Genomic DNA, 22250 nt, shown 5'->3' on the forward strand with positions numbered 1-22250 from the left:
GTTAATCCCTCCAATTCATTCGTTTTAATTCCGACTGAACCGCTTCATCAATAACACTAAACCCATGCTCCATGGCGTATTCCTTTACAGACTCTCCTATATATGCAAACTGAATATCCAATAGATGATGCACGTCAAGCTTCTTTAACTCTTTTATAAAGCTGGTTACCGCTGCTTTATTTGGAAAAATAACCGTTTCCCAATCTTCTTCCATTAACATTCGTTTGTTAATCTCATCAAAACGTTTATCAGCCAGCCACTCATGAGTAGAATAAGCTTCCTTTTCAGGACATATATCCGATTGTGAACCAATCACTATCGAAGATGCATCGCTGATCTCCGCTTTGTTCGCCATAATTCCTCTTGCTTCCAACGCTTTTTTTGTTTGCTCCGTCTGGTATTCTATATTACGAGGCAGATCACGAATATCATAATGGGCCTGAGTATATTGATGAAACAGAATATCTACACTTGATGCATTTGTAAAAGTGAGCCGATTCGCATGCATAATCACTTTTAATTCTTCCTTTGTAAATGAATGAATCTTTTGCTTCCATATTGGAAAGGAATAAGCTTCTGCTCCGAGCTCTGTAAAATAATCCTCCATAGCAAATGGACTTCCGGATGCTTTGGCAATAAGAATTCTTCTTCCACTGAACATTTTCTTATCAAACCAGATAAGCTTCTTTCTAAGCTCAACAACATCGCCGACAATCATCATCGCCGGACTTTCAATATGTCCTTTTTCAATGATGGCTTGAATGGTTTCCAATGTTCCCTCGGCCACTTTTTGTTTTCCTAATGTCCCCCACTGGATAATAGCTACTTTGGTGTCAACCGGCTTTCCCTGATTAATCAATTCTCTGCAATTAACCAGCATTTTTTTCATGCCCATATAGTAGGCAATCGTATCTCCCAACAGCTGTCCGTCACCATGCAAAGCCGCATTACTTTTACAGGTATGCCCTGTTCTGAGCGTCAAGCTGGTGCTGTAATCCCGATGAGTAACAGGGATTCCTGCATAGGCTGCTGCCGCAATACTGGAAGTAATACCAGGAACTATTTCAAATGCAATATGATTAGCGGCAAGCTCTTCCGCCTCCTCGCCGACTCTTCCGAAAACGGAAGGATCGCCACCTTTCAAGCGGACAACATAATACCCTTTGCTCGCGTATTGAACGAGCAGTTTATTTATCTTCTCCTGCCGCATCGTATGTCTCTCCGGCAGCTTCCCGCAATAAATAAATTCACAGGAATCCTTCGCATTGCGCAACAGTCTCGGGTTTGCCAGACGATCATACAAAATGATATCCGCTTTATTTAAACATTGAATTCCTTTTTCAGTCATCAGCCCTGTATCCCCAGGGCCGGCACCGACGAATGAAACAAATCCTTTTGGCTTTTCCATAAGCTACACCGTCATGTGTACATAACCGTCAATAATCTCTGTCTCATAGACAGTTACGCAGCCGTCATCCGGTGCTTGCACTTTTCCAGTGAGCAATGAAATTTTTCGGTTATGCAGTGGACAAAAGACAAATCCTCCAGAGACAATTCCTTCGGCTAAAGGGCCGCCGGCATGCGGACATCTGCTTCCGATTGCCTGAACCTCTCCATTAGTCAGATGAAAAAGAGCTATAGCCTCTCCGTTCACATGGATTTCCTTTCCAATTTGTTTTGGCAAATCCTCCAATTTGATGATTTTTATCTTCTCTTTACTGGCTTCCATAATAAGAACCTCCCTTTGTCAAAAGTACTATACTCTCTACAACTCATTGTTCATTTTTTCACAATTTCATACAGCTCTTTTTCTTTTCTATTTTTAAGTGTGCTGCTCCAAGCTTCTTCATACGTACCTTTTGCATGATGGAATCTTTCTATCAGTGCAGCATTTTGTTTTTCATTTAAAAGAACAAGTTTAATATTTTCCGCTCCTATCCGATCGACCCAAGGAGCAGTTCTTTCATTATAAATACCAGTTTCCCGATAATACTGCATAAAAGCCGTCGCCATGGTGATTACTTCTTCTTCTGTCTTTACGGTTGTAAAGGAGTCACATTCGCGGACCTCTGTTCCGCCATTTCCTCCAAAGTAAAGCTGAAATCCGTTTTCGACACAGACAACGCCAAAATCTTTGGTTAATGCTTCTGCACAGTTACGTGGACAGCCTGACACACCTATTTTCATTTTATGAGGAGTGTCTACCATCTCCAGCTCTTTCTCTAAACGAATTCCCAATCCCAGAGAATCCTGCGTTCCGAAACGGCAAAACTGAGCGCCGACACAGGATTTTACATTTCGCAATGATTTGGAATAAGCATATCCTGATCGCATGCCAAGGTCTTCCCATACTTGTGGTACATCTTCTTTTTTCACTCCGTATAATCCAACTCTGCTTGCACCGGTGATTTTTACTAAAGGTACATTATATTTATTCGCAACTTCCCCCAGCCGGATTAAGTCATCGCCAGTTGTTGTTCCGCCGTACATTCGTGGAACAACAGAGAATGTACCGTTATTTTGGATATTACCGTTCATCCGCTCATTTACTAAACGGGAAGCTTTGTCATCTTCATATTCTCCCGGTCTAATCATTCTCATATAATAATTGAGCGCAGGACGGCAGACATGACACCCTTCTTCATTTGCAAATCCAAGTACATTACGGACTTCTTTTGGAGATTGCAGACCTTTCTCTTTGATTTCTGTAACGACTTCATCCCGCGTCAGCATTGTACATCCACACATTCCAGTTTTTACCGCAGCCGGATCAAAGCTGTCTCCCAGCGTATGTGAGAGGATACCTTCCACAACACCCTTACATTTCCCGCAGGAAGCGCCAGCCTTGGTACAGGTTTTTACTTCCTCAAATGATTTTAAATTCTGTTCCAGGATAGCCTGAACAATCGTTCCTTTTGTGACACCATTACAGCCGCAGACTGTTTCATCCGGGCTCATCTCAGCTATCATCTCTTCTGCTGCATCTTCACTAGCTTTTTGCAGGACTGCAGCACTTGTAAAATCACTGATATCTGTTTCTTTCTTCAGCATGCTGAACAGCCGGGTTCCGTCTGAAGCATCACCATAAAGCACGACACCGACTACTTTGTTATCTGAAACAAGAACCTTCTTATACACACCCGAAAACTGATCCTGAACGATAATTGCATCTGTATTTTCATCTTCTTCAATTTTTCCACCTGAGAATAAATCACAGCCCGCAACTTTTAGTTGTGTAGATAAAATACTGCCGTGATACCCGGCTGTATTCTCTCCCGTTAAATACTTCGCCAGCTCAACCCCCTGCTCATAAAGTGGTGCGACCAGTCCATAGGTGATACCGTTATGCTCAGCACACTCCCCTATTGCATAAATAGAAGGAACTGAAGTCTGCATCTGATCATTCACGACGACACCCCGATTGACATTCAGCCCGGCCTGTTTTGCCAAAACAACATTAGGCCGGATCCCAACTGCCATCACTACAAGGTCACATTCGATAGAAGAACCATCTGAAAATGTGATTCCTTCCACCCGTTCCCCTCCATAAATTTCAGCTGTCTGCTTTTCCATTAAAAATTCCATTCCCTGTGCTTCTAAATCCTTCTTAAGCATTTTAGCTGCAGGGTTATCTAATTGCTGCTCCATCAGTCTTGGCATCAGGTGTACAACCTGAACCTGCATACCCCGATCCATTAATCCTCTGGCTGCTTCCAATCCAAGGAGTCCGCCGCCAATCACAGCTGCTTTTTTATAGCGCTTTGACGTGTCAATCATAAATTCTGTATCCTGAATGTTTCTAAAGCCGATAACACCTTCCAGCTCGCTTCCAGGTACAGGTAAAATAAATGCGCTGGATCCAGTTGCAATAATTAACTCATCATAAGGAATAACTCTATCTTTATCTGTCTTCATTTTTTTATCTTCCGTTTTTATTTCCGTTACTTTTTCACCGGTAAACAGTGTAATTTCATTTTCCTGATACCATTCCCAATCATTCATATTAATTTCAGAGACCTCTGTTTTTCCTTGTAAAACATGTGAAAGCATAATCCGATTGTAGTTCGGATAAGGTTCATCTCCGATAATAGTGATTTCAAAAGTCTCTTTATTTCTTTCTAAAATTTCCTCGATACACCTGACTCCAGCCATCCCATTTCCAATCATTACGAGCTTTCTCTTCATGGCATAATCCTCCAATTTTTGTGAAGTAATTCACATGATATCCCAAAAAATAAATTGTGAATTGTTTCACAATTGTAATTAAAATTTTTTGCTTTTTTAGCCTATATTTAGTTAAGAAGTAAATCCCTCTACAGTTAGTGTAGCATATTCTTTTTTTGAATTGCATTGATTTTTTGAACAGTTTGTGTCTGGTTTTGAGTGACTTGATGAAAAGTTGTTTAATTGAAAGGGCGTGCTTTAGGAAAAAATTAAATCGCTGAAATATATGCCATCATTTATTATGACAAAGCTGGGTCGCCTTAACCTCCAGGCAACCCTGCCAAATTAATGTTCATTCTGTATCTTTTAGCTTTATATATTTGTAAAACTATTCACTTTTTAGAAGTTGTCTAAATCCAAAGTGAAGGCATCCGTCTTTAAACTGCAACAGGAAATCAGTGCCCTGCATGGTAATTGTCACCGCTCTGCTGCTGACGGCTTGCGTTGGTATTTGAGCTCCCTGGATCTCTACAAAAATTGCTTTATCTTTTTCATAAACCTTAATTGTTTGTCCCTCATTAGATTTGTAGACTCCAGTAATAGCCTTGCAATCTGCTTCGCTAAGTGTATAATCATCATATTTAGCAGCTTTTTTATCTGGTGCTATATCCATTTCGCTTTGCAGAGCTCCTCTCAGAAGAGATTCCGCAGGGGCACCTGCAATATTCGTCAGACAGATAGCGGCAATATTTTTCTCAGACAGCACTGCGAAATGTGCCGTCACGCCTTTAATCCCTCCACCATGTTCAATAAGCGTTGTACCAAAAAAGTCAGGTGTAATCATAACTCCATAACCATAATACCGGCCAGGCTCTATTTCAATATATTGAGCGGTCATTGCAGTAAGACTTTCTTCCGTTAAAATACCATTGCCTTTGTTTAAAAAGACATCACTATAACGAAGCATATCATTCGCAGTTGATTTAACATAACCGGCTGCCCACATTACTGGGGCATCCCACCATTCAGGTGAGTATTTAATAGCCGGTGTCTCAGCTGTCGGGTCAATATCATACTGACGTGCTGCCTGCTCGTCCAATTGATTCGGATTCAAAAAGCTGCTTTTCATCCCGAGAGGAGTAAAGATATTTTTCTCTATATAATGTTCATATGGCAGCCCGCTAACACGTTCAATAATGATACTAAGCAAGGCATAGCCGTCGTTTGAATAGCTGAATGATTTTCCGGGCTCGTCAAGCAGGTCAAATGACAGGCTATTTAAATAACCTATAAATTCGTCATACGTATCAATACTGTCCTGCTCCCGTTCAAGAGGTAAGCCCAATTTGATCTGCACATCGAATGAGCCATCTCTTTCCATTGACCGCTTATTTGCGTAAAAAAGTGTGTTTAATGGCGGAATGCCGGACGTATGAGTCATCAAGTGATGAAGCGTTATTTCATCACTTCCTTTAAATGTAATCTCAGGTATATATGCCTTAATATAATCATCGACGGATAGATTTCCCTTTTCTTGCAGCTGGAGAATTGCGATACTAGCCATTGATTTTGTGATACTTCCAATTCCAAAAATCGTGTCAGCCGTTACAGGTAATTCATTTTCCTTATCCCGGTACCCGAACCCTTTTTCGTAAATTTGATTGTTCAATGCAACGATTGCTCCCGGAGTTTTATAGGCATTCACGAGCGATTCAGCGAATTCTTCATATACTTTTTTATCCATAGAACTACCTTCCTTTTTAACTTAATAAATATTCTTTTTATTGTTCAAATGTTCTCTGAAATTTCCTTTAAATACAATACTTGTTAAGTTATTTTAACATACATGGAGGTTAGTTCATGAAAAAAATCCGCCTATTTTTATTTATTAGTCTTTGTTTAATTCTTAGTAGTTGTAGTAGTCAAACGAGTTCTTCAAAAGAATTACCTCCTTCCATAACGATAAAACAAGCGATCGATTTAGCTTATTCAGATGCTATAAAATGGGATGAAAAAGCTAAATTAATTGAAGGGACCAGTGTTGATAATGATATGATAAAGAACCAACCGGAGCTGATGGAAAACGGAGATATTGGAACATAACTTTTGGAGTACCTAATACAAGCCGCCTTTATTTGGTAAACATACATGACGCAAAAATTAATGAACACGTAGAATTACCTGATGAAGGCATCATTCATCCAGAAAATCATTTTATTGATGACTTATCAAAAATCAAACACGACAGCCCTGAACTCTTAGAAAAAGCAAAAAAATTAACAGACTTATATCCAGGCGACCTATTTGCAAAAGGATATAACTTCGGAGTTACAAATGATCCTAAAAATGGGACAGTGGTGATTAAAGTAGTTGGATGGGACAAAGCATTAAAAAGCATGAAATATGTCTTATTTAATGCTGAAACTGGTGAATTTTATTCTGAATTTGAAAGAGAACAATACAGATAACATGGGGATGCTTTTTTTTAGCAAAGAATAATTTTGAACCTTAAAAGGGCCGCACATTTTTATCTGCTTCTAAGATGTGATCCCCCTTTTACTAATCAATATTGTAAAACTCTGTACATTGCAGATCGTCAAACACTGCATCTCACAAACCATTCAGGTGGATTATTATTATTAAAATCATGTGTTTCAATGATATAACGCGTTCTCTCCTGCACATCTTTCAAATTCCCTCTCAAGTAACCGCTGATTTGATTCGCATGCTGGTTTAAAGCAACAAATAAATTGTACTTTCGCCAGAATATATCTGGAATTTTATTATCAAAATATCCCATCACCTGTCCTTTAGCAAAATAAGTGCTTGTTTGAATTGTGTATTTCGGCAGCTTAAAAAATTCTTCCCATGGATCGCCCCAGTCAAATGAATCAAAATCGATAATTCCGTTTAACTTCTCATTTTTTATAATAATATTTTGAGGATGAAAATCATCGTGCTGGAAACTCACCGGGCTATTCTTTAACATATCAATATTCTCATTAATATAACCCTCTATAAATTTTTGTTTATAAAAGGCCAGGCCGAATTTTTTGCAGGTTTGTAATTTATCTTGATATTTTTGGAACCTTTTTTGATACCAGTTAAATGTGATATCCGGTGTTAATAAATGAATTTTTCTTAATTCTCTCCCTGCTTGCAAGCCAATTTTATACTGTGAATGCTCCCCTAGCTCAGGTAAAGCAATATCACCGCTTATTCCTTTAATATAAGGCAGAATCAGATAGCATATCCACTCTTTTTCACTGTATCCAAACAGCTTTGCTTTTTGGCATAAAACTTTATTTTGATAATGATGATTTAGCAGCTCAAATTCATGTTTGATTCTATCTCTTTTTTCAAAATCATATATTTTCAATAAATATGCCGGATTATTTTCAGAAGAATAGAGTTTATATTTTTTTGCAGATGAATACCCTGCTTTTAATTCTTTATAGCTTTCTGCGTGTAAATGATTAGAAGTGATGATCTCTCTTATGTTAACCATACAGCCCCCTCATAAGTTCCTTTATCTCATTCAATTTTTATCAAAGGTGCCCTTTCTCTTTTTTATACCATTCCAAAGCTCTCTGCTCCAGTTCACTCACATAGCTTCTTTTTGCTTTACTGTATTCGTTTGTATCCTGATACTTCATTGCTAACTGCTCTTTAAACTGGCTATATTTAACGGCTTCCTTTGTATGTATCCTTAAATAATCTCTGAATATTAAATGTCTGTCTATCTCCTCATTTCCTTCTTGATAGATATGTATATGATGTGTTCTATCCTCGCCTCCTTTGCGCAATAATCTTCTGCCTTCAATGCCCCATTCACCAGCTATATCATAGCCTAGTTCTCTTATGTACGGGTTAAGTTGATCAACTTTATCAATATTTTTAACAATAATCAGCATATCAATGACTGGCTTAGCTTTCATATTAACAATAGAGGTACTGCCAAAGTGCTCAAATTGAATGACAAGATCACCAAACAGTTCGCTTAACCGCTTACATTCCTTTTTATATTCATTTACCCAATCAGGATTATAAGGACTTAATCTGACTTTCAACATATCTCTCCCCTTTTATATACATAGTTTAAGATAATATTTTTAACCTGATTTCTGAGCCCAGTAACAAAATAGCAGTCCTAAAATAATAAAAAGAGTTGAAAACATTGATATATCAACATTTACAACCCTTTTTCATATTCTCCAAATGGAGACGGAGGGAGTCGAACCCTCGTCCAAGAGTATCGGCACTCAAGTATCTACACGCTTAGTCAGTATATTATCATTCGCTCTCATGTCAGCCTACTGACAGGCTTTCATGGAACTAGTCTGATTAAGTTCTTCTGCCCATCCTCAGACGGTGGATAGCAGTATAGCCCGCTTCATTTGAGACCCTTCAATCTGCCACACGGGCGATGGCAGGAAGGATCGTTTTAGGCTACTTACGCAGCTGCTAAAACAGGTTGATTGTTTTCTTTGCCAATTATATTTAGGCGTAACGTTTTACGAGCCGTAACCTCGACGTGCAACTTGAGCTCAATCTACCCCTGTCGAATCCGTAACGTCCCCGTATAAAAAAATCACAGGGAATAATTAAACACATTTTAATTATTCAGTTATCCCTTGTTTCTATAGTAATAGCTGTTCAATAAACAGCATACTATGAACAGGGTACCTTCCATTATAACAAATCATGCTAAATTGTCAAATATGCTTCAGATTAACGCATATGGTCTTTAATAGCACGGTCCACATCGCGCTTCATTTGCTTACGTTTTAGGTCTTCACGCTTATCGTATTTCTTCTTCCCTTTTCCAAGTCCAATTAACACTTTTGCATAACCATTTTTAATATAAATTTTTAATGGGACTAATGCATACCCCTGCTGCTGAGTCAGACCAATTAATTTATCAATTTCCTTGCGATGAAGCAACAGCTTTCTTGAACGGGTCGGGTCGTGATTATAACGATTTCCCTGCTCGTATTCAGCGATATGCAAGTTAATTAATTGCACTTCCCCTTTTCTGTCAATCCGCGCATGAGCATCTTTAATGTTCACTCTGCCGTTACGAATGGACTTAATTTCCGTGCCCTGTAGAACAATACCCGCCTCATACGTTTCTTCAATAAAATAATCGTGGGAAGCTTTTTTATTTTGTGCAATGGTTTTTCCATTTCCTTTTGGCATCTAAAATCATCCTCTTCCATCGAACTTTTAAAAGTTCTTGTTCACATGGAAAGAAATCTCGCTCTCTCCCCGTATGAATCCTCTGTATATTTTACCAAAAAACCTGTCTTATCTCAAAAGTTTCATTCATTTGATGAACCTCTGCTCCCTGTGTGAAAAAACGATAAAATCTCCTAGGCAGAGATTTTATCGTTTTGGTTTATTCTTTTTCTTATTTTTAAGATTTGCTTTACCTTTTGGGTTTGCTTTACCCTTCACTTTTGGCTTTGCTTTTGATTTTTCTTTCGTTTTTGGTGAAGATTGGATAACCCGTCTGGAAGACTTGTCCTTTCTTTCCTTCCTGCGCGGTGAACCTAAGGATGTCAGTTCAAAATCAACTGTGTATTCCTCCAGGTTTACATCAGCCACCTTAATATCCACTTCGTCTCCAACACGGAATACTTTAGCTGTCCGTTCGCCAATCATCGCCTGACTGCGCTCATCGAAATGATAATAATCATCTGTCAAATAGCTGACATGAACCAGCCCTTCTACCGTATTTTCCAATTCGACAAACATACCGAAATTCGTTACAGAGCTGATAATGCCGGTAAATTCTTCACCAATCTTATCTTTCATAAATTCTGCTTTCTTCATATTATCGGTATCACGCTCGGCATCTACTGCCCGACGTTCCATTTCTGAAGTATGGCGGGCAATTTCCGGCATCCGATCCTTCCAATGCTTCATCGTTTTCTTATCCATCTTGTTTTCAATTAAATAAGTGCGGATTAAGCGATGTACAATTAAATCCGGATAACGGCGGATCGGCGATGTGAAATGTGTATAAAAATCCGTTGCCAGGCCAAAATGGCCAACACTATGTGGCGAATATTTTGCCTGCTGCATGGAACGTAGCATTAACTTGGATACAATCATTTCCTCTGGCTCATCTTTAATGGAGTCCAGCACTTTTTGAAGCTGCTGCGGATGGATTTCGTTAGCTGTTCCTTTTACTGAGATGCCAAGTCCAGCTAAGAATTCATAGAATTTCTCAAGCTTCCCTTCATCCGGATCCTCATGAATACGATGGATAAATGGTACATCCATCCAATGGAAATGCTCAGCAATTGTTTCATTCGCTGCCAGCATAAATTCTTCAATTAATTTCTCCCCGACGGAGCGTTCGCGAATGACCACATCAGTCGGATGGCCTTTTTCATCGACAAGCACTTTTGCTTCTTTAAAATCAAAGTCAATAGCGCCTCGTCCAAAGCGTTTCCCGCGCAAAATAGCTGCAAGCTTTTCCATATTCTCAAACATCGGAACAAGCGGTTCATATTTCTTGCGTAATTCTTCATCCTTATCTACTAAAATCTTATTCACATCAGAGTAAGTCATTCGTTCATTCGAATTAATAACACTTTGGAAAATTTCATGATGAACAACTTGTCCACTTGTATTAATCTCCATTTTACATCCCAGTGTTAAACGATCAACCTGGGGGTTAAGGGAACAGATACCATTGGATAGGCGATGAGGAATCATCGGAATCACTCGATCGACTAAATAAACACTTGTTCCCCGCTCAAATGCTTCATTATCCAGCGGTGTACCTTCCTTCACATAATGACTGACGTCTGCGATATAAACTCCGAGCTCATAATTTCCATTATCAAGACGTTTGACACTTACAGCATCATCAAGGTCCTTGGCATCTGCTCCATCAATCGTAACGACAACTTCATCCCGCAGATCCTTTCTCCCCCGTATATCATTTGGATCAATTTCTTCCGGAACCTCATTTGCTTGCTCTATTACCTCTTCCGGAAAATCTATCGGGATACCGTGCTTATAAATAATGGAAAGAATATCAATTCCCGGATCATTTTTATGACCCAGAATCTGAATAATTTCTCCTTCTGCACTTTTTCTTCCTTCCGGATATTTAGTAATGCGTGCAAGTACTTTATGACCGTCGATAGCTCCATGTGTATGTCCCTTAGAAATAAAAATATCATTTGGAATCCGCTTATCATCAGCAATAACAAAACCAAAGGAACGGTTATCCTCAAATGTACCGACAACGGTAACTACTGCACGCTCTAAAATACGTATAACCTTTCCTTCCGGGCGGGAGCCTTCTGTATCTTTCTTTTCCAGACGTACAAGTACTTTATCCTTATTCATTGCAGATTCCATATCATTTGCATGGATATAAACATCCGTTTCATTTTCATCTTCCGGAATAAGAAAGGCAAAACCTTTTGCATGCATTTGAATGGTTCCCTTAATGAGATTCATTTTGTCAGGAAGTCCAAATCTGTTTTTCCTTGTCCGGACAAGCTCTCCCTCTAATTCCAGTTCATTCAGAGCAATGACCAGCTCTTTAAATTCTGATGCTTCCTCTAATCCCAGGGACTCTTCTAATTCTTGTACAGACAAGGGTTTGGTACTATTTTCTTTAATATAATCTAAAATTCGTTCTTTCATTGTCTCACCTTCTTTCTATTTATCTTTCCTGCTTTATAGTTTATACTTCCCAATTTAAGTTTTCTAAAAACATATAGATATCTTCGTGAAGCTGTTCCTTTTCTTTATCCATTGTAATAACATGACCTGAATTGGGGTACCACTTAATCTCTTTTTGTGTAGATTCTACATTATTATAAATATAATTAGCACTGTCCTTGTTGATCATTTCATCCTTTTCTGCCTGGACAACAAAAGTTGGTGTATAGATCATATCAATATTTGATTTTACTTCTTTAATGGTAGCTCCTACACCCTTAAACAGCTCCTTGGAATTTTCCATTAATGTATCCAATTCTTCTTCAATAACAGCTTCATCCTTTTGTTCGAGCTGTTTAAACTCTCTGGAAAACTCCCGAAAACCCTTCGTCAGCTGCTCCTCATTATCAAAAAACATCGGTGCACACATAGATACCATACCTTTAATTTGCTCAGAATAAGCAAGTTTTAAACCTAATACCCCTCCAAGAGAAAGACCCGCTACAGCAATTTCCTTATAACCTAAATCCTTCAAATAGTTATATGCGGCTTTTACATCTGCCCACCACTGTTCCGGATTACTTTTAATTAATTCCTCCGGAGGGAGCCCGTGCCCGCGATAAATTGGCGCATGGCTCGTATAGCCTTTCTTTTCTAAAAACCGTCCAAGCATACGGACATCTGCAGAATGACCTGTAAATCCGTGTAATAATAAGACAGCACGCTCTCCAGCTTCAAATGTAAATGGCTGCGGCAGCTTTATTTTCACAATCATCCATTCCCTTCATCTTCTCTAAATCATTTTTTCCAAATTCATTTCTAGTATACCCTGTATCGTTATAGAAGTGTGTTCAAAAAGGCTGGTAAAGCGTACTTTTTAAACTTCCCCTTTAAGCGGAAATAAAAAAACCTTACCACAAAACTGTGATAAGGAATAATATTTATTGTAATACGTACGCTGCCAGGAAAGCTAATAAAAAGAACAGCACACCTGTAACAATTGTTAAACGATGAAGCACTAAATCAATTCCGCGTGCTTTCTGTTTTCCAAATAACTGCTCTGCACCACCAGAAATAGCTCCAGAAAGACCAGCGCTTTTTCCAGACTGCAGTAACACAAGTGCAATCATAACGATAACGTCAATTACTAATAAAACATTAACCACAGTTAACAACATGTTTCCATACTCCTCCTATGTTCCGACAATCCCTAGTCTTTACTTTATCATACTTTGAATTTGTTGTGCAAGGCAGATTTGTGAATTACCAGGGGAAAATCAATATTTTATCAAATTGTAAAAGTGGACGAATTAATCAGCATGTGAACCTCCCTCACCAAATCTAAGATTTGAAAGGGGCTTCTATTGACTTAAATACAGCAAACAGCACGCATAATCACGCACCATTAGTACGTAACGCCTGATGTAAGCTAATTAATGAAGCCAATGTCAGCCGAGTTCTAGTTACTAAGGAAGGAACTTTTGCCTCCAGTAGTAACCTTTTCTTTTCAGAAAAGGACTTAAGGAATTCTCTAATAAAATACAGTGCTCCTATATTATAAGAAGCACTTAAATCTGCGTGATAGACTTTATCATTTTGATAGGCGGCAAGGTCTTTTTTATGATTCCGTTTCACTTCTCCAGAACCGTCAAAAGCAAGTGCGGAAGTATACTTAGCACTTACTCGTCGAATACGTATGCCCTTGTAATGGGCCATCTCTTCGGCTTTACTTTGAATGCCCAGCTTGCTCCAATGATGTACTTTATGACGTAACTTTTTTGCACCATACATTCCCTCTGGGTGTTTCATTTTACCAAGGTACTCAAATACGATGATATCTGCTTGATGATCGACAGCGAATTTGATAATTTCTGAAGATGTATGATGCACGATATGTTTCTTTAGACCATTAATTCGTCTCCAATAGTTTGGTGCATTTACATACCCAGAATGACGTTGAGCTTTCTTTAGTTTGTTGATTTTTGTGTACATACGGTCTTTTTCTACCGGTTGATTAATAAATTTCCTGCCGATGACAGTTCCATCTGAACGCATTGCGCAACAAACCGCAGAATTCGTTATACCTAAGTCTACAGAAACGATGACTTGTTCTTTTAATTTTGTTTTATTTAATGTAATCTTTTTCTCATAAGAAAAATGAATGAAATACTTTTTGCCTGTTTTTACTAAGGTAGGGTTATTTTCTTTCCAACCGGCAATTCCACGATTCTTTAAATTTTTATGATGGAAAGCAATCGTTACCCAAACCCAATCATTATTTAGGAAAACTTTGATTTTTGTTTGATTGCTAGATAATTGTTTAAACATATTCCCTTTATAAAACACCGGAAACACTTCATGCCTAACAGATAAAACAGGGCGCTGTTTCTTAAAACGCTTACCATTTACAATTGATTCGCTTTTTTCATCCAACCAGTTTTGATAGTTAGAACGATAACTTTTTACAATTCCATAACCTTTAGAATTGGCAGATTAAGAAGGGAACTTATAAAATGTTGCGTCAAAATCACATTTTGGGCAGGGGTTCGTTTTGGTGTGATGCGTTAATTTTTCTACAGCGTTTACCAACTCTTTCGTGCTTAAATTTTCTAAAACAGACCATTCCGTATTTATAACATCTACTAGAAAAGATAGTGCCTGCCGATAGATAGCAAGTGTAGGTTCGAAGGTTTCGAACTGTGAGAGGTTATTTTATTTTTAATCGTTTTCGTCTGTTGCATCAACCAACCCTCCCTTATATATGTGTTATAATCACATTGTAAAACAAACCGTTGTAAAACGGTATCCTCAAGATATATACGAAAGGAATTCGCTGTATTCTTAGCGCCATATTATTGGAAACCTTATTTTTGGAGTAGGAGCTATCTTATCCTTTCGACAGAAGGAGCTTCTTTAAAAGTAATCAAAAACTATATCGAAAACCAAGACCGTGAAGGCTGACCCCCACTAATTGCTTTTCAATTTGAAGGGGACTGCGCCTTCACTTTTTGTCCAAACAGATAGCATTTGTTGTCAACCTGTCTTCAAAGTATAATAAAAATAGCAGCGTTATATACAAAATTATATGAAGAATGACAGGGATAATAAAGGGGGAGACTAAATGCAGTTGAAAGAAGATTGGCTGGAGTCCTCTGATGGCACCAATATCTATATTAAACAGTGGCTTCCTGATAAACAAGCAATCGGAATCCTTCAGATTGCACATGGAATGGTTGAGCATATTGAACGCTATCACGACCTTGCTTCTTATTGTACTTCCCTCGGATTTATTGTTATTGGCAGTGATCATCGCGGCCATGGTAAAACCGGGGATAAAGGAATACAAGGATACTTTACAGAAGAAAATGGATTCCAGCGTGTTGTTACAGACCTTTATGAAATTATGCAATTTGGAAAAAAAGCCTTTCCACACCTCCCATACTACTTTCTTGGGCATAGTATGGGCTCCTTCTTAATGCGGAATTTTATTCAGCGTTACAGCGCTGAAATAGATGGATTAATATTAACCGGTACGGGACACTACTCCAGAATTGTCACAGCAGCAGGCAAAAGGGTTGCTTCCTTTTTACCGCCTCTGAGTCCCTCTCCATTGATGAATAAGCTTGTATTAGGGAGCAGTAAAAAGCGGAATAAACACTATAAGCATGCATGGCTGACCAGAGATAAAACATTTGCAGCTTCCTACGAAGAGGATGCCTATACCGGCTTTATTCCAACAGCCCGTTTTTTCTACGATCTATTAGAAGGTATCTATCAAACAAGAAATCAAAAACTCAATCAAAGCATTCGTAAAGGCCTCCCTCTTCTCCTTATCAACGGAGATCAGGATCCGATTGGCCAATATGGAAAAGGTATATGGAAAACAGCTGTTCTTTTTCAAAAAAGCGGTATGACAAATATTACCGTTCTGGTTTATGAAGGAGGAAGGCATGAGCTGCTAAATGATACATGCCGGGAAGAGGTATTTGCGTTTATAGGAAACTGGCTGAAAACGCTCTGCAATACCAATAATTAACACTTCTTTCAAATACAGAAAAACACTTGCAGCTGGCATTTATTACTTGCACAATGACCTGCGCTAATTTAGTATATATATGTTATAATGATGTTTAAAGCTTTACTAAAGAAAGGATGCTCTCATGATGAAAAAAATGAATGGAATTGCTGCATCTAGTGGAATTGCCATTGCTAAAGTATATGAACTTAAGGAACCAGAATTAAATTTCGAAAAATCTTCAATTGATGATCCAGGAAAAGAGATTGAACGTCTTGACAGCGCACTGGAAGTTTCCAGAAAAGAACTGGAGAAAATCAAAGAACATACATTAAAAGAGCTCGGAGAAGAACATGCAGAAATCTTCTCTGCACATTTGCTTGTATTAGGAGATCCAGAGCTTATTAACCCGATAAAAGATAAAATCAATGATGATAAAGTAAATGCAGAAGCAGCTTTAGATGAGGTTGCTACAATGTTTATCGGGATGTTTAAAGGAATGGATAATGAGTATATGCGTGAACGTGCAGCTGATATCCACGATGTAACAAAACGTGTGATGTCTCATTTACTGCAGGTTACCTTCCCTAATCCAGCCTTAATTGATGAGCAGGTAATTGTCATTGCCAGAGATTTAACCCCTTCTGATACAGCACAATTAAATCGTGAATTTGTAAAAGGGTTTGCAACAGATATCGGCGGCAGAACTTCCCATTCAGCAATTATGGCCCGTTCATTAGAGATTCCAGCTGTTGTCGGCACAAAAGAAATTACCGGCGCAGTGAAAAAAGACGATCAAATTATTGTTGACGGAATTGAAGGAAAGGTTATTATTAACCCGACAGAAGAAGAAATTAAAGTATATGAAGAGAAGCAGGCTGCCTTTGCTAAGCAGCAGGCAGAATGGGCAAAATTAAAAGACGAGCCTACTTTCTCTGCTGATGGTGAACAGGTAGAGCTGGCTGCAAATATTGGTACACCTGATGACGTTGAAGGTGTTCTTAATAATGGCGGTGAGGGCGTCGGCCTTTATCGTACAGAATTCTTATACATGGGTAACTCTGAATTACCTTCAGAGGATGTTCAATTTGAAGCATATAAAACAGTGTTAGAAAAAATGGGAGACAAGCCTGTCGTTGTAAGAACACTTGATGTCGGCGGCGATAAGGAAATCAGCTATTTAGATATGCCGCATGAAATGAATCCGTTTTTAGGATTCCGTGCAATCCGTTTCTGTTTAGAAAATGAACATGTATTCCGTCCACAGCTTCGTGCTTTATTACGTGCAAGTGCATACGGCAATTTAAAAATCATGTTCCCGATGATTGCTACATTGGAAGAATTCCGTCAGGCAAAAGCATTACTGCTGGAAGAAAAAGAAAATCTTCAAAAAGACGGTGTAGAAGTTTCTGAGGATATCGAAGTTGGTATTATGGTAGAAATTCCATCTACTGCAGTTATTGCAAAACAATTTGCAAAAGAAGTTGACTTCTTCAGTATTGGAACAAATGACTTGATTCAATACACTATGGCTGCTGACCGTATGAATGAGCAGGTATCCTATCTGTATCAGCCGTACCATCCAGCAATTCTGAACTTAGTAAACAATGTTATTGAAGCAGCTCACGCAGAAGGTAAATGGGCTGGTATGTGTGGTGAAATGGCGGGAGATTCTACTGCTATTCCATTACTTCTTGCACTCGGTCTGGATGAATTCAGCATGAGCGCTACTTCTATCTTACCGGCAAGAACGCAAATTCTTGGACTTAATAAAAAGGAACTTGCAGCACTTAAAAATGAATTCCTTTCTCTAAGCACAGCAGATGAAGTTGTTGCATTAGCTGAAAAAACAATAAATAAATAAGATGATGAAAACCTGTGATTATTGTTTGGACAAAACAATAATCACAGGTTATTTTAGTACATTCGGTACATTCCTACAGAATTGGGAGCTGTGTATTGAAATCCAAATTGTTCATATAATTTATCAGCCGGAATATCTGCAATCAGACTGACATATGAACCTTTGTATGTATGGCTATCTAAATAATTCATAATTTCCTTCATCACACGTTTTCCAAGCCCTTGTCCCTGATAGCTTGGTTTAACTACAATATCAACTACATGAAAAACAACTCCTCCATCACCAACAACTCTCCCCATACCTATTAACGTATCTCCATCATAAATAGATATAGCAAACAGAGTATTAGGAAGCCCAATTTCAATTGCCTTTCTTTCCTTGCTGCTGAGCCCGGCTTCTATTCTTAATTCATTAAATACTTCAACACCTGGTGTCTGATACTTGATTTGATAATGTTCATTCATTTCCTTGTCATCCTTTTCGACAGTTTATTCTATTTTAACATTTAAATATATATCCAAATAAGCTTCCATATAATATTTTCTTATCTAACCCTATTAAAAACCAATATTATACTTAAATAGTCTACAAAGCTATAATTAATTATAACGATAAAAATTACTGAGGAGGAGATGCGTTGGATTTTCATAGTAAAGATAATATGTACAGCTATACAAATCGTGAAGTCGATATGACATGGAAGGAGAAAATAAAAGAGCTGATTGATATTGCTTCTATTCACCAGGCTGCAGATATAGGATGCGGAGGCGGTATTTATTCTAAAGCTTTGGCTGATATCGGAATTCCCTCTGTATCAGGTATCGACTATTCCAAGCCGATTTTAGAAGGAGCCGTGAAACACTGCAGCAATTACTCCAATATTTCCTTTCAGCTCGGTTATGCTAATAATACCGGTTTAGAGTCGGGCAGTGCAGATTTCATTTTATCCAGAGCATTAATCCATCATATAAAAGACCTAGGTTCTGTATTTGTTGAAGCATACAGGGTATTGAAAAGTGATGGCTGTTATCTTATTCAGGATCGCACATTGGACGATTGCTTGCTGGAAGGAAGTAACGAGCATATTCGCGGCTACTTTTTTGAAGCTTTCCCGAAATTAAAGGAATTTGAAAAGAAACGAAGACGCTCCAGCGATAATATAAAATTAAGTCTTCAGCAAGCAGGTTTTCGAAAGATTGAAGAGCATCGTCTATGGGAAATAAGGAAGACATATAAAGACAAACAAGCACTCCTGGATGATATTCAATCCAGAGCCGGACGCAGCATCATGCATGAGTTATCTGATGCTGAATTGGCATCTTTAATTAACTATATCGATCAATCTATCGGTGATATAGAAGAGCTTGTGGAAAAAGACAGATGGACGTTGTTTAAAGCTGTGAAGGGATAAATTTTTATGAGCGGGCTTGTGCTACAACTTTTTTCAAGCCCGCGCTGCTATCCAGTATTTAAAAACATGAATATCACTATCTTTTTCTCGCTATTACAGTTCCTATCCCTGTAATCCAGATATAAGCAACAAAGAAAATCCACAAATAAGCAATAGATACTGATTCAGCTCCCAGAAGACTGAATATAAATATTCCCATAAATAATACAGCTAAGGAAACATAAGATACGTATGCGGAAAAACGAAATATATTATGCTTTACTCTTTCATCTGCTTCTGGAGTATTATCTTTTTTACGTTTGTACTTAATAAATGCAAATACTGCTAAAATAATTGCTCCGGTTAATCCCCCCAATAATACTTCATATGGAAATTCTTCCCCTTGAAAAAAGTAAAGATATCTTTACTAATTTCCGTTCTTTTATTAATCGAATAATGATATTACTTTTCTGTAAAGTGCATTCTAATCATCTAAAACTTTATAAGTACTCCTTTATCATCGATTATATAGCCGACGCCAGCCGTATAAAATAAACTGTAACCATTTATAAATCTCAACGTCAATTCATACTCATTTGCTTCGTCTCTTATTCTGTCTACATTATTAATCCGATATAATCTATACCCATCATTTATATATTGCTTTACTTCATCTCCTGCAATAATAAAATTCTGATTATCTTCAGGTATATATAATCCGAAAAATCAGTAAACTTATCCGGCAATTGCCCTGACATTTCAACCTCTATTCTTTCAATCGCATTCACCGAAGTTTCCGCATTGTCCTCAACCATCTCAGCAAAGTTAACGGGTAAAGAAAAAGTTAAGTTAAATATCCACATAATCAATGAAACGGCAATAATCAATAATAATATAAAATTAAATAACTTACTTAATTTTGATTTAGGCTCGTGCAAATAATACTCCCCCCTCTTCTTTCAACATTTTCAGGCTGTTTAAATAACTCACAGTTATGGTCAATCATTATATACTTCTTATCAATGTGTATACCCTGATTTTTAAAATAATAAAAAAGCCACCCGTAAGGCGACTAAAAATTTTATTTATCTGATAAATTCTTCCTGATACTAATCCTATACTAGTTAGAACCATATCTAAAATAATCAGATCTCGCTTATGTATTTTAGAAAGAGCCTCTCTTATTTAAATCGAGAGCTCTTTCCTTTAAATTCTTGTTAACGGGATTCTTCCTATAAAAAAATCTTATTTAAATTATTAATATTGGTTCTAGCACTTTCCAGCGGATCACCGACAAAATCTTCCTGTTCCACTATAAACCAGTTAACCCCATTCTCTTTTCCAACACGGAGCAATGTTTTTATATCAAGCATGCCCGCTCCTATCTCTATACTTCGTCTTTTACCGTTCTCTTCTTTCATATCTTTTATATGGAGAGATATAATCCGCCTCCCATATTTTCTGATAATATCAGTCGGGTCATAACCTGCGTGCGTTGCCCAGTAACAGTCCAATTCAATCTGTACAAGTTCCGGTTCTGTCTGACTGAATAAAAGATCAAAACCTGTTTCGCCATCAAACGTCTCAAATTCAAAGTGATGATTATGATAAGCAAATATCATCCCGTTGTCCTTGCATATTTGTCCAATTTCATTTAATTTTTGAGCTGTCCGTTGATAATCTGCTCTAGTTTTTCGGTCTGTTTCAGGCAGCCAGGGACAAATCAGCAGGCTGTTCCCGATTTCCTGATTATAAGCAATCGTCTCTTTCAGCTTGTCCCCGGTCAATTCATCAAGGCCTGTATGACTGCCAGCTGCACCAATCTGTTTATTGTCCATTAATCTTTTCAAATTCATTGCAGGCGTCTGAAAGAATCCTGCAAACTGAACTCCCTGATAGCCCATATCTGCTACAAGGCTGATAGTCTCTAATAAATTATCTTCTGCTGTATCACGAACAGAATAAAGCTGCAACCCAAATTCACCCATCATTCCATCTCCCATCTGTTTGTAATTTCTTTATATAATCACTTTCATCCGATTGATTTGATAGAAATGCCATTTATAAATCAGCTTATTCAGCGAAAAATTTAACCGGTTCTCCTTTATCGGCAGATTCATAAAGTCCATTAATAATTTTTTGAAGAATCACCCCCTGTTCTGCCGTACTGATTGGCTGGTCCTCATTCAAACAGCAATCTATGAATCTTTCCATTTGCAATTCGTAATTATCTTTCGCCGGTAGAAAAGATGGTGTAGTATCTATTAATGTTTGATGTTTTTCCTGGTAAATTTTTAAAGGAAAAACATCTGCACCTCCGCTTTCACCCATCAAAGAAACAGACATTTCATCATGTTTCTCTGTATTTGCGGCAAACGCCGATTCCAAAATAATCGATGCTCCATTTTTAAACGTCACCATTCCCCGTGCCATATCTTCTATCGAGAAGTTCTCCCAGTCCCAATGTCCTGCCAAGCCGACACCCGGTTTATTGCCGAGCTTCTGATAAGTAACACCAAAAACAGTATCCGGTTCCGGGTATCCCATCAAGTAAAGGGCAGCATCCAGCATGTGCACACCAATATCAATAAGCGGGCCTCCCCCCTGGAGTTCCTTGTTCGTAAAGACACCCCAGCCTGGGATTCCACGACGTCGGATTGCATGTACCCTCGCAGCATAAATTTCACCAAGTTCATTTTCATCAATAAACCGCTTTAAAGTATCTACTTCCTGTGTATGTCGAAAACTCAGCCCATAAGTTAATATTTTCCCATACTGCTTTGCTGTTTCAGCCATTTTTTGAGCCTCCTCCACCGTCATCGCGGGAGGTTTCTCACAAATAACATGACAGCCTGCCTGAAGCGCTGCAATTGTCACCTCAGCATGAAACTTATTAGGTGTACAGACGCTTACGGCATCAAGCTCTACTTCCTTCAACATTTCCTGGTGATCTGTAAAAACTTGATTAATATTAAATGTTTTGGCAACAGCTTTCGCATTCTCTTTGGCCACATCTGTGAGGGCAACAATTTCCACCTTGTTCTTTTGCTTTAGATAATTTGGGATATGCACCGTTGCCGCAATGCCTCCCGCTCCTATAATACCGACACGTAACGCCTTTTCCATTA

Annotated in this window: 21 protein-coding genes, 1 other RNA gene and 1 pseudogene; 6 read left to right on the forward strand and 17 right to left on the reverse strand. The window is 38.2% G+C overall.

Features of this window, described 5'->3' with window-relative positions:
• Position 1 precedes the first annotated feature (1 nt).
• The 4 genes from cobA to MHH51_RS17190 all read right to left on the reverse strand — a co-directional run bounded on the left by cobA (position 2) and on the right by MHH51_RS17190 (position 5908).
• Positions 2–1408: a uroporphyrinogen-III C-methyltransferase gene (gene cobA, locus MHH51_RS17175; protein ID WP_339282608.1), complete on the reverse strand. Its 1407-nt coding sequence runs from the start codon at positions 1406–1408 to the stop codon at positions 2–4.
• 3 nt (positions 1409–1411) lie between these two features.
• Positions 1412–1729, reverse strand: a complete 318-nt coding sequence (gene nirD, locus MHH51_RS17180; RefSeq protein WP_339282610.1) for a nitrite reductase small subunit NirD — start codon at positions 1727–1729, stop codon at positions 1412–1414.
• A gap of 50 nt (positions 1730–1779) precedes the next feature.
• Complete coding sequence (gene nirB, locus MHH51_RS17185) at positions 1780–4185, reverse strand: nitrite reductase large subunit NirB (protein ID WP_339282612.1); 2406 nt, start codon at positions 4183–4185, stop codon at positions 1780–1782.
• Between the two features lie 367 nt (positions 4186–4552).
• Complete coding sequence (locus tag MHH51_RS17190; protein WP_339282614.1) at positions 4553–5908, reverse strand: serine hydrolase domain-containing protein; 1356 nt, start codon at positions 5906–5908, stop codon at positions 4553–4555.
• 116 nt (positions 5909–6024) lie between these two features.
• On the opposite strand from MHH51_RS17190, the gene MHH51_RS17195 reads away from it, so the two are divergent.
• Together MHH51_RS17195 and MHH51_RS17200 are read left to right on the forward strand one after the other, a co-directional pair.
• A complete protein-coding gene (locus MHH51_RS17195; protein ID WP_147210292.1) occupies positions 6025–6267 on the forward strand; it encodes a hypothetical protein in 243 nt (80 codons plus the stop codon).
• A gap of 32 nt (positions 6268–6299) precedes the next feature.
• Positions 6300–6632 carry a hypothetical protein gene (locus tag MHH51_RS17200; RefSeq protein ID WP_147210291.1) on the forward strand — a complete coding sequence of 111 codons (333 nt, stop codon included), beginning with the start codon at positions 6300–6302 and terminating at the stop codon, positions 6630–6632.
• A gap of 128 nt (positions 6633–6760) precedes the next feature.
• Here the strand turns inward: MHH51_RS17200 and MHH51_RS17205 are convergent, their stop codons facing one another.
• From MHH51_RS17205 to MHH51_RS17240, 8 genes are all read right to left on the reverse strand, one after another.
• Positions 6761–7672, reverse strand: coding sequence for an aminoglycoside phosphotransferase family protein (locus MHH51_RS17205; protein ID WP_339282617.1), 912 nt, complete (start codon positions 7670–7672; stop codon positions 6761–6763).
• 40 nt (positions 7673–7712) lie between these two features.
• Positions 7713–8234: a GrpB family protein gene (locus MHH51_RS17210; RefSeq protein ID WP_339286316.1), complete on the reverse strand. Its 522-nt coding sequence runs from the start codon at positions 8232–8234 to the stop codon at positions 7713–7715.
• Positions 8235–8380: 146 nt separating this feature from the next.
• Positions 8381–8744: a transfer-messenger RNA gene (ssrA, locus tag MHH51_RS17215) on the reverse strand.
• 151 nt (positions 8745–8895) lie between these two features.
• A complete protein-coding gene (gene smpB, locus MHH51_RS17220; protein ID WP_077601995.1) occupies positions 8896–9363 on the reverse strand; it encodes an SsrA-binding protein SmpB in 468 nt (155 codons plus the stop codon).
• A gap of 186 nt (positions 9364–9549) precedes the next feature.
• On the reverse strand, positions 9550–11835 hold the full coding sequence (rnr, locus tag MHH51_RS17225) for a ribonuclease R (RefSeq protein WP_339282620.1): 2286 nt from the start codon (positions 11833–11835) through the stop codon (positions 9550–9552).
• A gap of 40 nt (positions 11836–11875) precedes the next feature.
• Positions 11876–12622, reverse strand: a complete 747-nt coding sequence (locus tag MHH51_RS17230) for an alpha/beta fold hydrolase (RefSeq protein WP_147210359.1) — start codon at positions 12620–12622, stop codon at positions 11876–11878.
• 172 nt (positions 12623–12794) lie between these two features.
• Positions 12795–13028, reverse strand: coding sequence for a preprotein translocase subunit SecG (gene secG / locus MHH51_RS17235; protein ID WP_147210358.1), 234 nt, complete (start codon positions 13026–13028; stop codon positions 12795–12797).
• Positions 13029–13248: 220 nt separating this feature from the next.
• A complete protein-coding gene (locus MHH51_RS17240; protein ID WP_339282622.1) occupies positions 13249–14286 on the reverse strand; it encodes a transposase in 1038 nt (345 codons plus the stop codon).
• 366 nt (positions 14287–14652) lie between these two features.
• On the opposite strand from MHH51_RS17240, the pseudogene MHH51_RS17245 reads away from it, so the two are divergent.
• The 3 genes and pseudogenes from MHH51_RS17245 to ptsP all read left to right on the forward strand — a co-directional run.
• Positions 14653–14814, forward strand: a pseudogene (locus MHH51_RS17245) (transposase); the annotation flags it as partial.
• 160 nt (positions 14815–14974) lie between these two features.
• On the forward strand, positions 14975–15889 hold the full coding sequence (locus MHH51_RS17250; protein ID WP_339282624.1) for an alpha/beta hydrolase: 915 nt from the start codon (positions 14975–14977) through the stop codon (positions 15887–15889).
• A gap of 127 nt (positions 15890–16016) precedes the next feature.
• Positions 16017–17732, forward strand: coding sequence for a phosphoenolpyruvate--protein phosphotransferase (gene ptsP / locus MHH51_RS17255; RefSeq protein WP_147210356.1), 1716 nt, complete (start codon positions 16017–16019; stop codon positions 17730–17732).
• A 53-nt stretch (positions 17733–17785) separates the two neighbouring features.
• Here ptsP and MHH51_RS17260 read toward each other — a convergent pair whose 3' ends face one another.
• On the reverse strand, positions 17786–18196 hold the full coding sequence (locus tag MHH51_RS17260) for a GNAT family N-acetyltransferase (RefSeq protein WP_147210287.1): 411 nt from the start codon (positions 18194–18196) through the stop codon (positions 17786–17788).
• A 173-nt stretch (positions 18197–18369) separates the two neighbouring features.
• Between MHH51_RS17260 and MHH51_RS17265 the strand changes: the two genes are divergently transcribed.
• Positions 18370–19143: a methyltransferase domain-containing protein gene (locus tag MHH51_RS17265; RefSeq protein WP_339282626.1), complete on the forward strand. Its 774-nt coding sequence runs from the start codon at positions 18370–18372 to the stop codon at positions 19141–19143.
• A gap of 76 nt (positions 19144–19219) precedes the next feature.
• Here MHH51_RS17265 and MHH51_RS17270 read toward each other — a convergent pair whose 3' ends face one another.
• The 4 genes from MHH51_RS17270 to MHH51_RS17285 all read right to left on the reverse strand — a co-directional run bounded on the left by MHH51_RS17270 (position 19220) and on the right by MHH51_RS17285 (position 22248).
• Positions 19220–19498 (reverse strand): hypothetical protein, encoded by a 279-nt coding sequence (locus tag MHH51_RS17270; RefSeq protein ID WP_147210286.1) that lies wholly within the window; start codon positions 19496–19498, stop codon positions 19220–19222.
• A 289-nt stretch (positions 19499–19787) separates the two neighbouring features.
• Complete coding sequence (locus MHH51_RS17275) at positions 19788–20060, reverse strand: hypothetical protein (RefSeq protein ID WP_339282627.1); 273 nt, start codon at positions 20058–20060, stop codon at positions 19788–19790.
• A 294-nt stretch (positions 20061–20354) separates the two neighbouring features.
• Complete coding sequence (locus tag MHH51_RS17280) at positions 20355–21110, reverse strand: TIM barrel protein (RefSeq protein WP_339282628.1); 756 nt, start codon at positions 21108–21110, stop codon at positions 20355–20357.
• Between the two features lie 85 nt (positions 21111–21195).
• On the reverse strand, positions 21196–22248 hold the full coding sequence (locus tag MHH51_RS17285) for a Gfo/Idh/MocA family oxidoreductase (RefSeq protein ID WP_339282629.1): 1053 nt from the start codon (positions 22246–22248) through the stop codon (positions 21196–21198).
• Positions 22249–22250: the final 2 nt, after the last annotated feature.

It is taken from the genome of Oceanobacillus sp. FSL K6-3682, assembly GCF_037976165.1.
GTDB classification, from domain to species: Bacteria; Bacillota; Bacilli; order Bacillales; family Amphibacillaceae; genus Oceanobacillus; species Oceanobacillus sojae.

What these genes read in the sequence shown, in the direction of transcription:
- cobA (WP_339282608.1), bottom strand. Translation starts at nt 1,408, where the DNA reads ATGGAAAAGCCAAAAGGATTTGTTTCATTCGTCGGTGCCGGCCCTGGG.
- nirD (WP_339282610.1), bottom strand. Translation starts at nt 1,729, where the DNA reads ATGGAAGCCAGTAAAGAGAAGATAAAAATCATCAAATTGGAGGATTTG.
- nirB (WP_339282612.1), bottom strand. Translation starts at nt 4,185, where the DNA reads ATGAAGAGAAAGCTCGTAATGATTGGAAATGGGATGGCTGGAGTCAGG.
- MHH51_RS17190 (WP_339282614.1), bottom strand. Translation starts at nt 5,908, where the DNA reads ATGGATAAAAAAGTATATGAAGAATTCGCTGAATCGCTCGTGAATGCC.
- MHH51_RS17195 (WP_147210292.1), top strand. Translation starts at nt 6,025, where the DNA reads ATGAAAAAAATCCGCCTATTTTTATTTATTAGTCTTTGTTTAATTCTT.
- MHH51_RS17205 (WP_339282617.1), bottom strand. Translation starts at nt 7,672, where the DNA reads ATGGTTAACATAAGAGAGATCATCACTTCTAATCATTTACACGCAGAA.
- smpB (WP_077601995.1), bottom strand. Translation starts at nt 9,363, where the DNA reads ATGCCAAAAGGAAATGGAAAAACCATTGCACAAAATAAAAAAGCTTCC.
- rnr (WP_339282620.1), bottom strand. Translation starts at nt 11,835, where the DNA reads ATGAAAGAACGAATTTTAGATTATATTAAAGAAAATAGTACCAAACCC.
- MHH51_RS17250 (WP_339282624.1), top strand. Translation starts at nt 14,975, where the DNA reads ATGCAGTTGAAAGAAGATTGGCTGGAGTCCTCTGATGGCACCAATATC.
- ptsP (WP_147210356.1), top strand. Translation starts at nt 16,017, where the DNA reads ATGAAAAAAATGAATGGAATTGCTGCATCTAGTGGAATTGCCATTGCT.
- MHH51_RS17260 (WP_147210287.1), bottom strand. Translation starts at nt 18,196, where the DNA reads ATGAATGAACATTATCAAATCAAGTATCAGACACCAGGTGTTGAAGTA.
- MHH51_RS17280 (WP_339282628.1), bottom strand. Translation starts at nt 21,110, where the DNA reads ATGGGTGAATTTGGGTTGCAGCTTTATTCTGTTCGTGATACAGCAGAA.
- MHH51_RS17285 (WP_339282629.1), bottom strand. Translation starts at nt 22,248, where the DNA reads ATGGAAAAGGCGTTACGTGTCGGTATTATAGGAGCGGGAGGCATTGCG.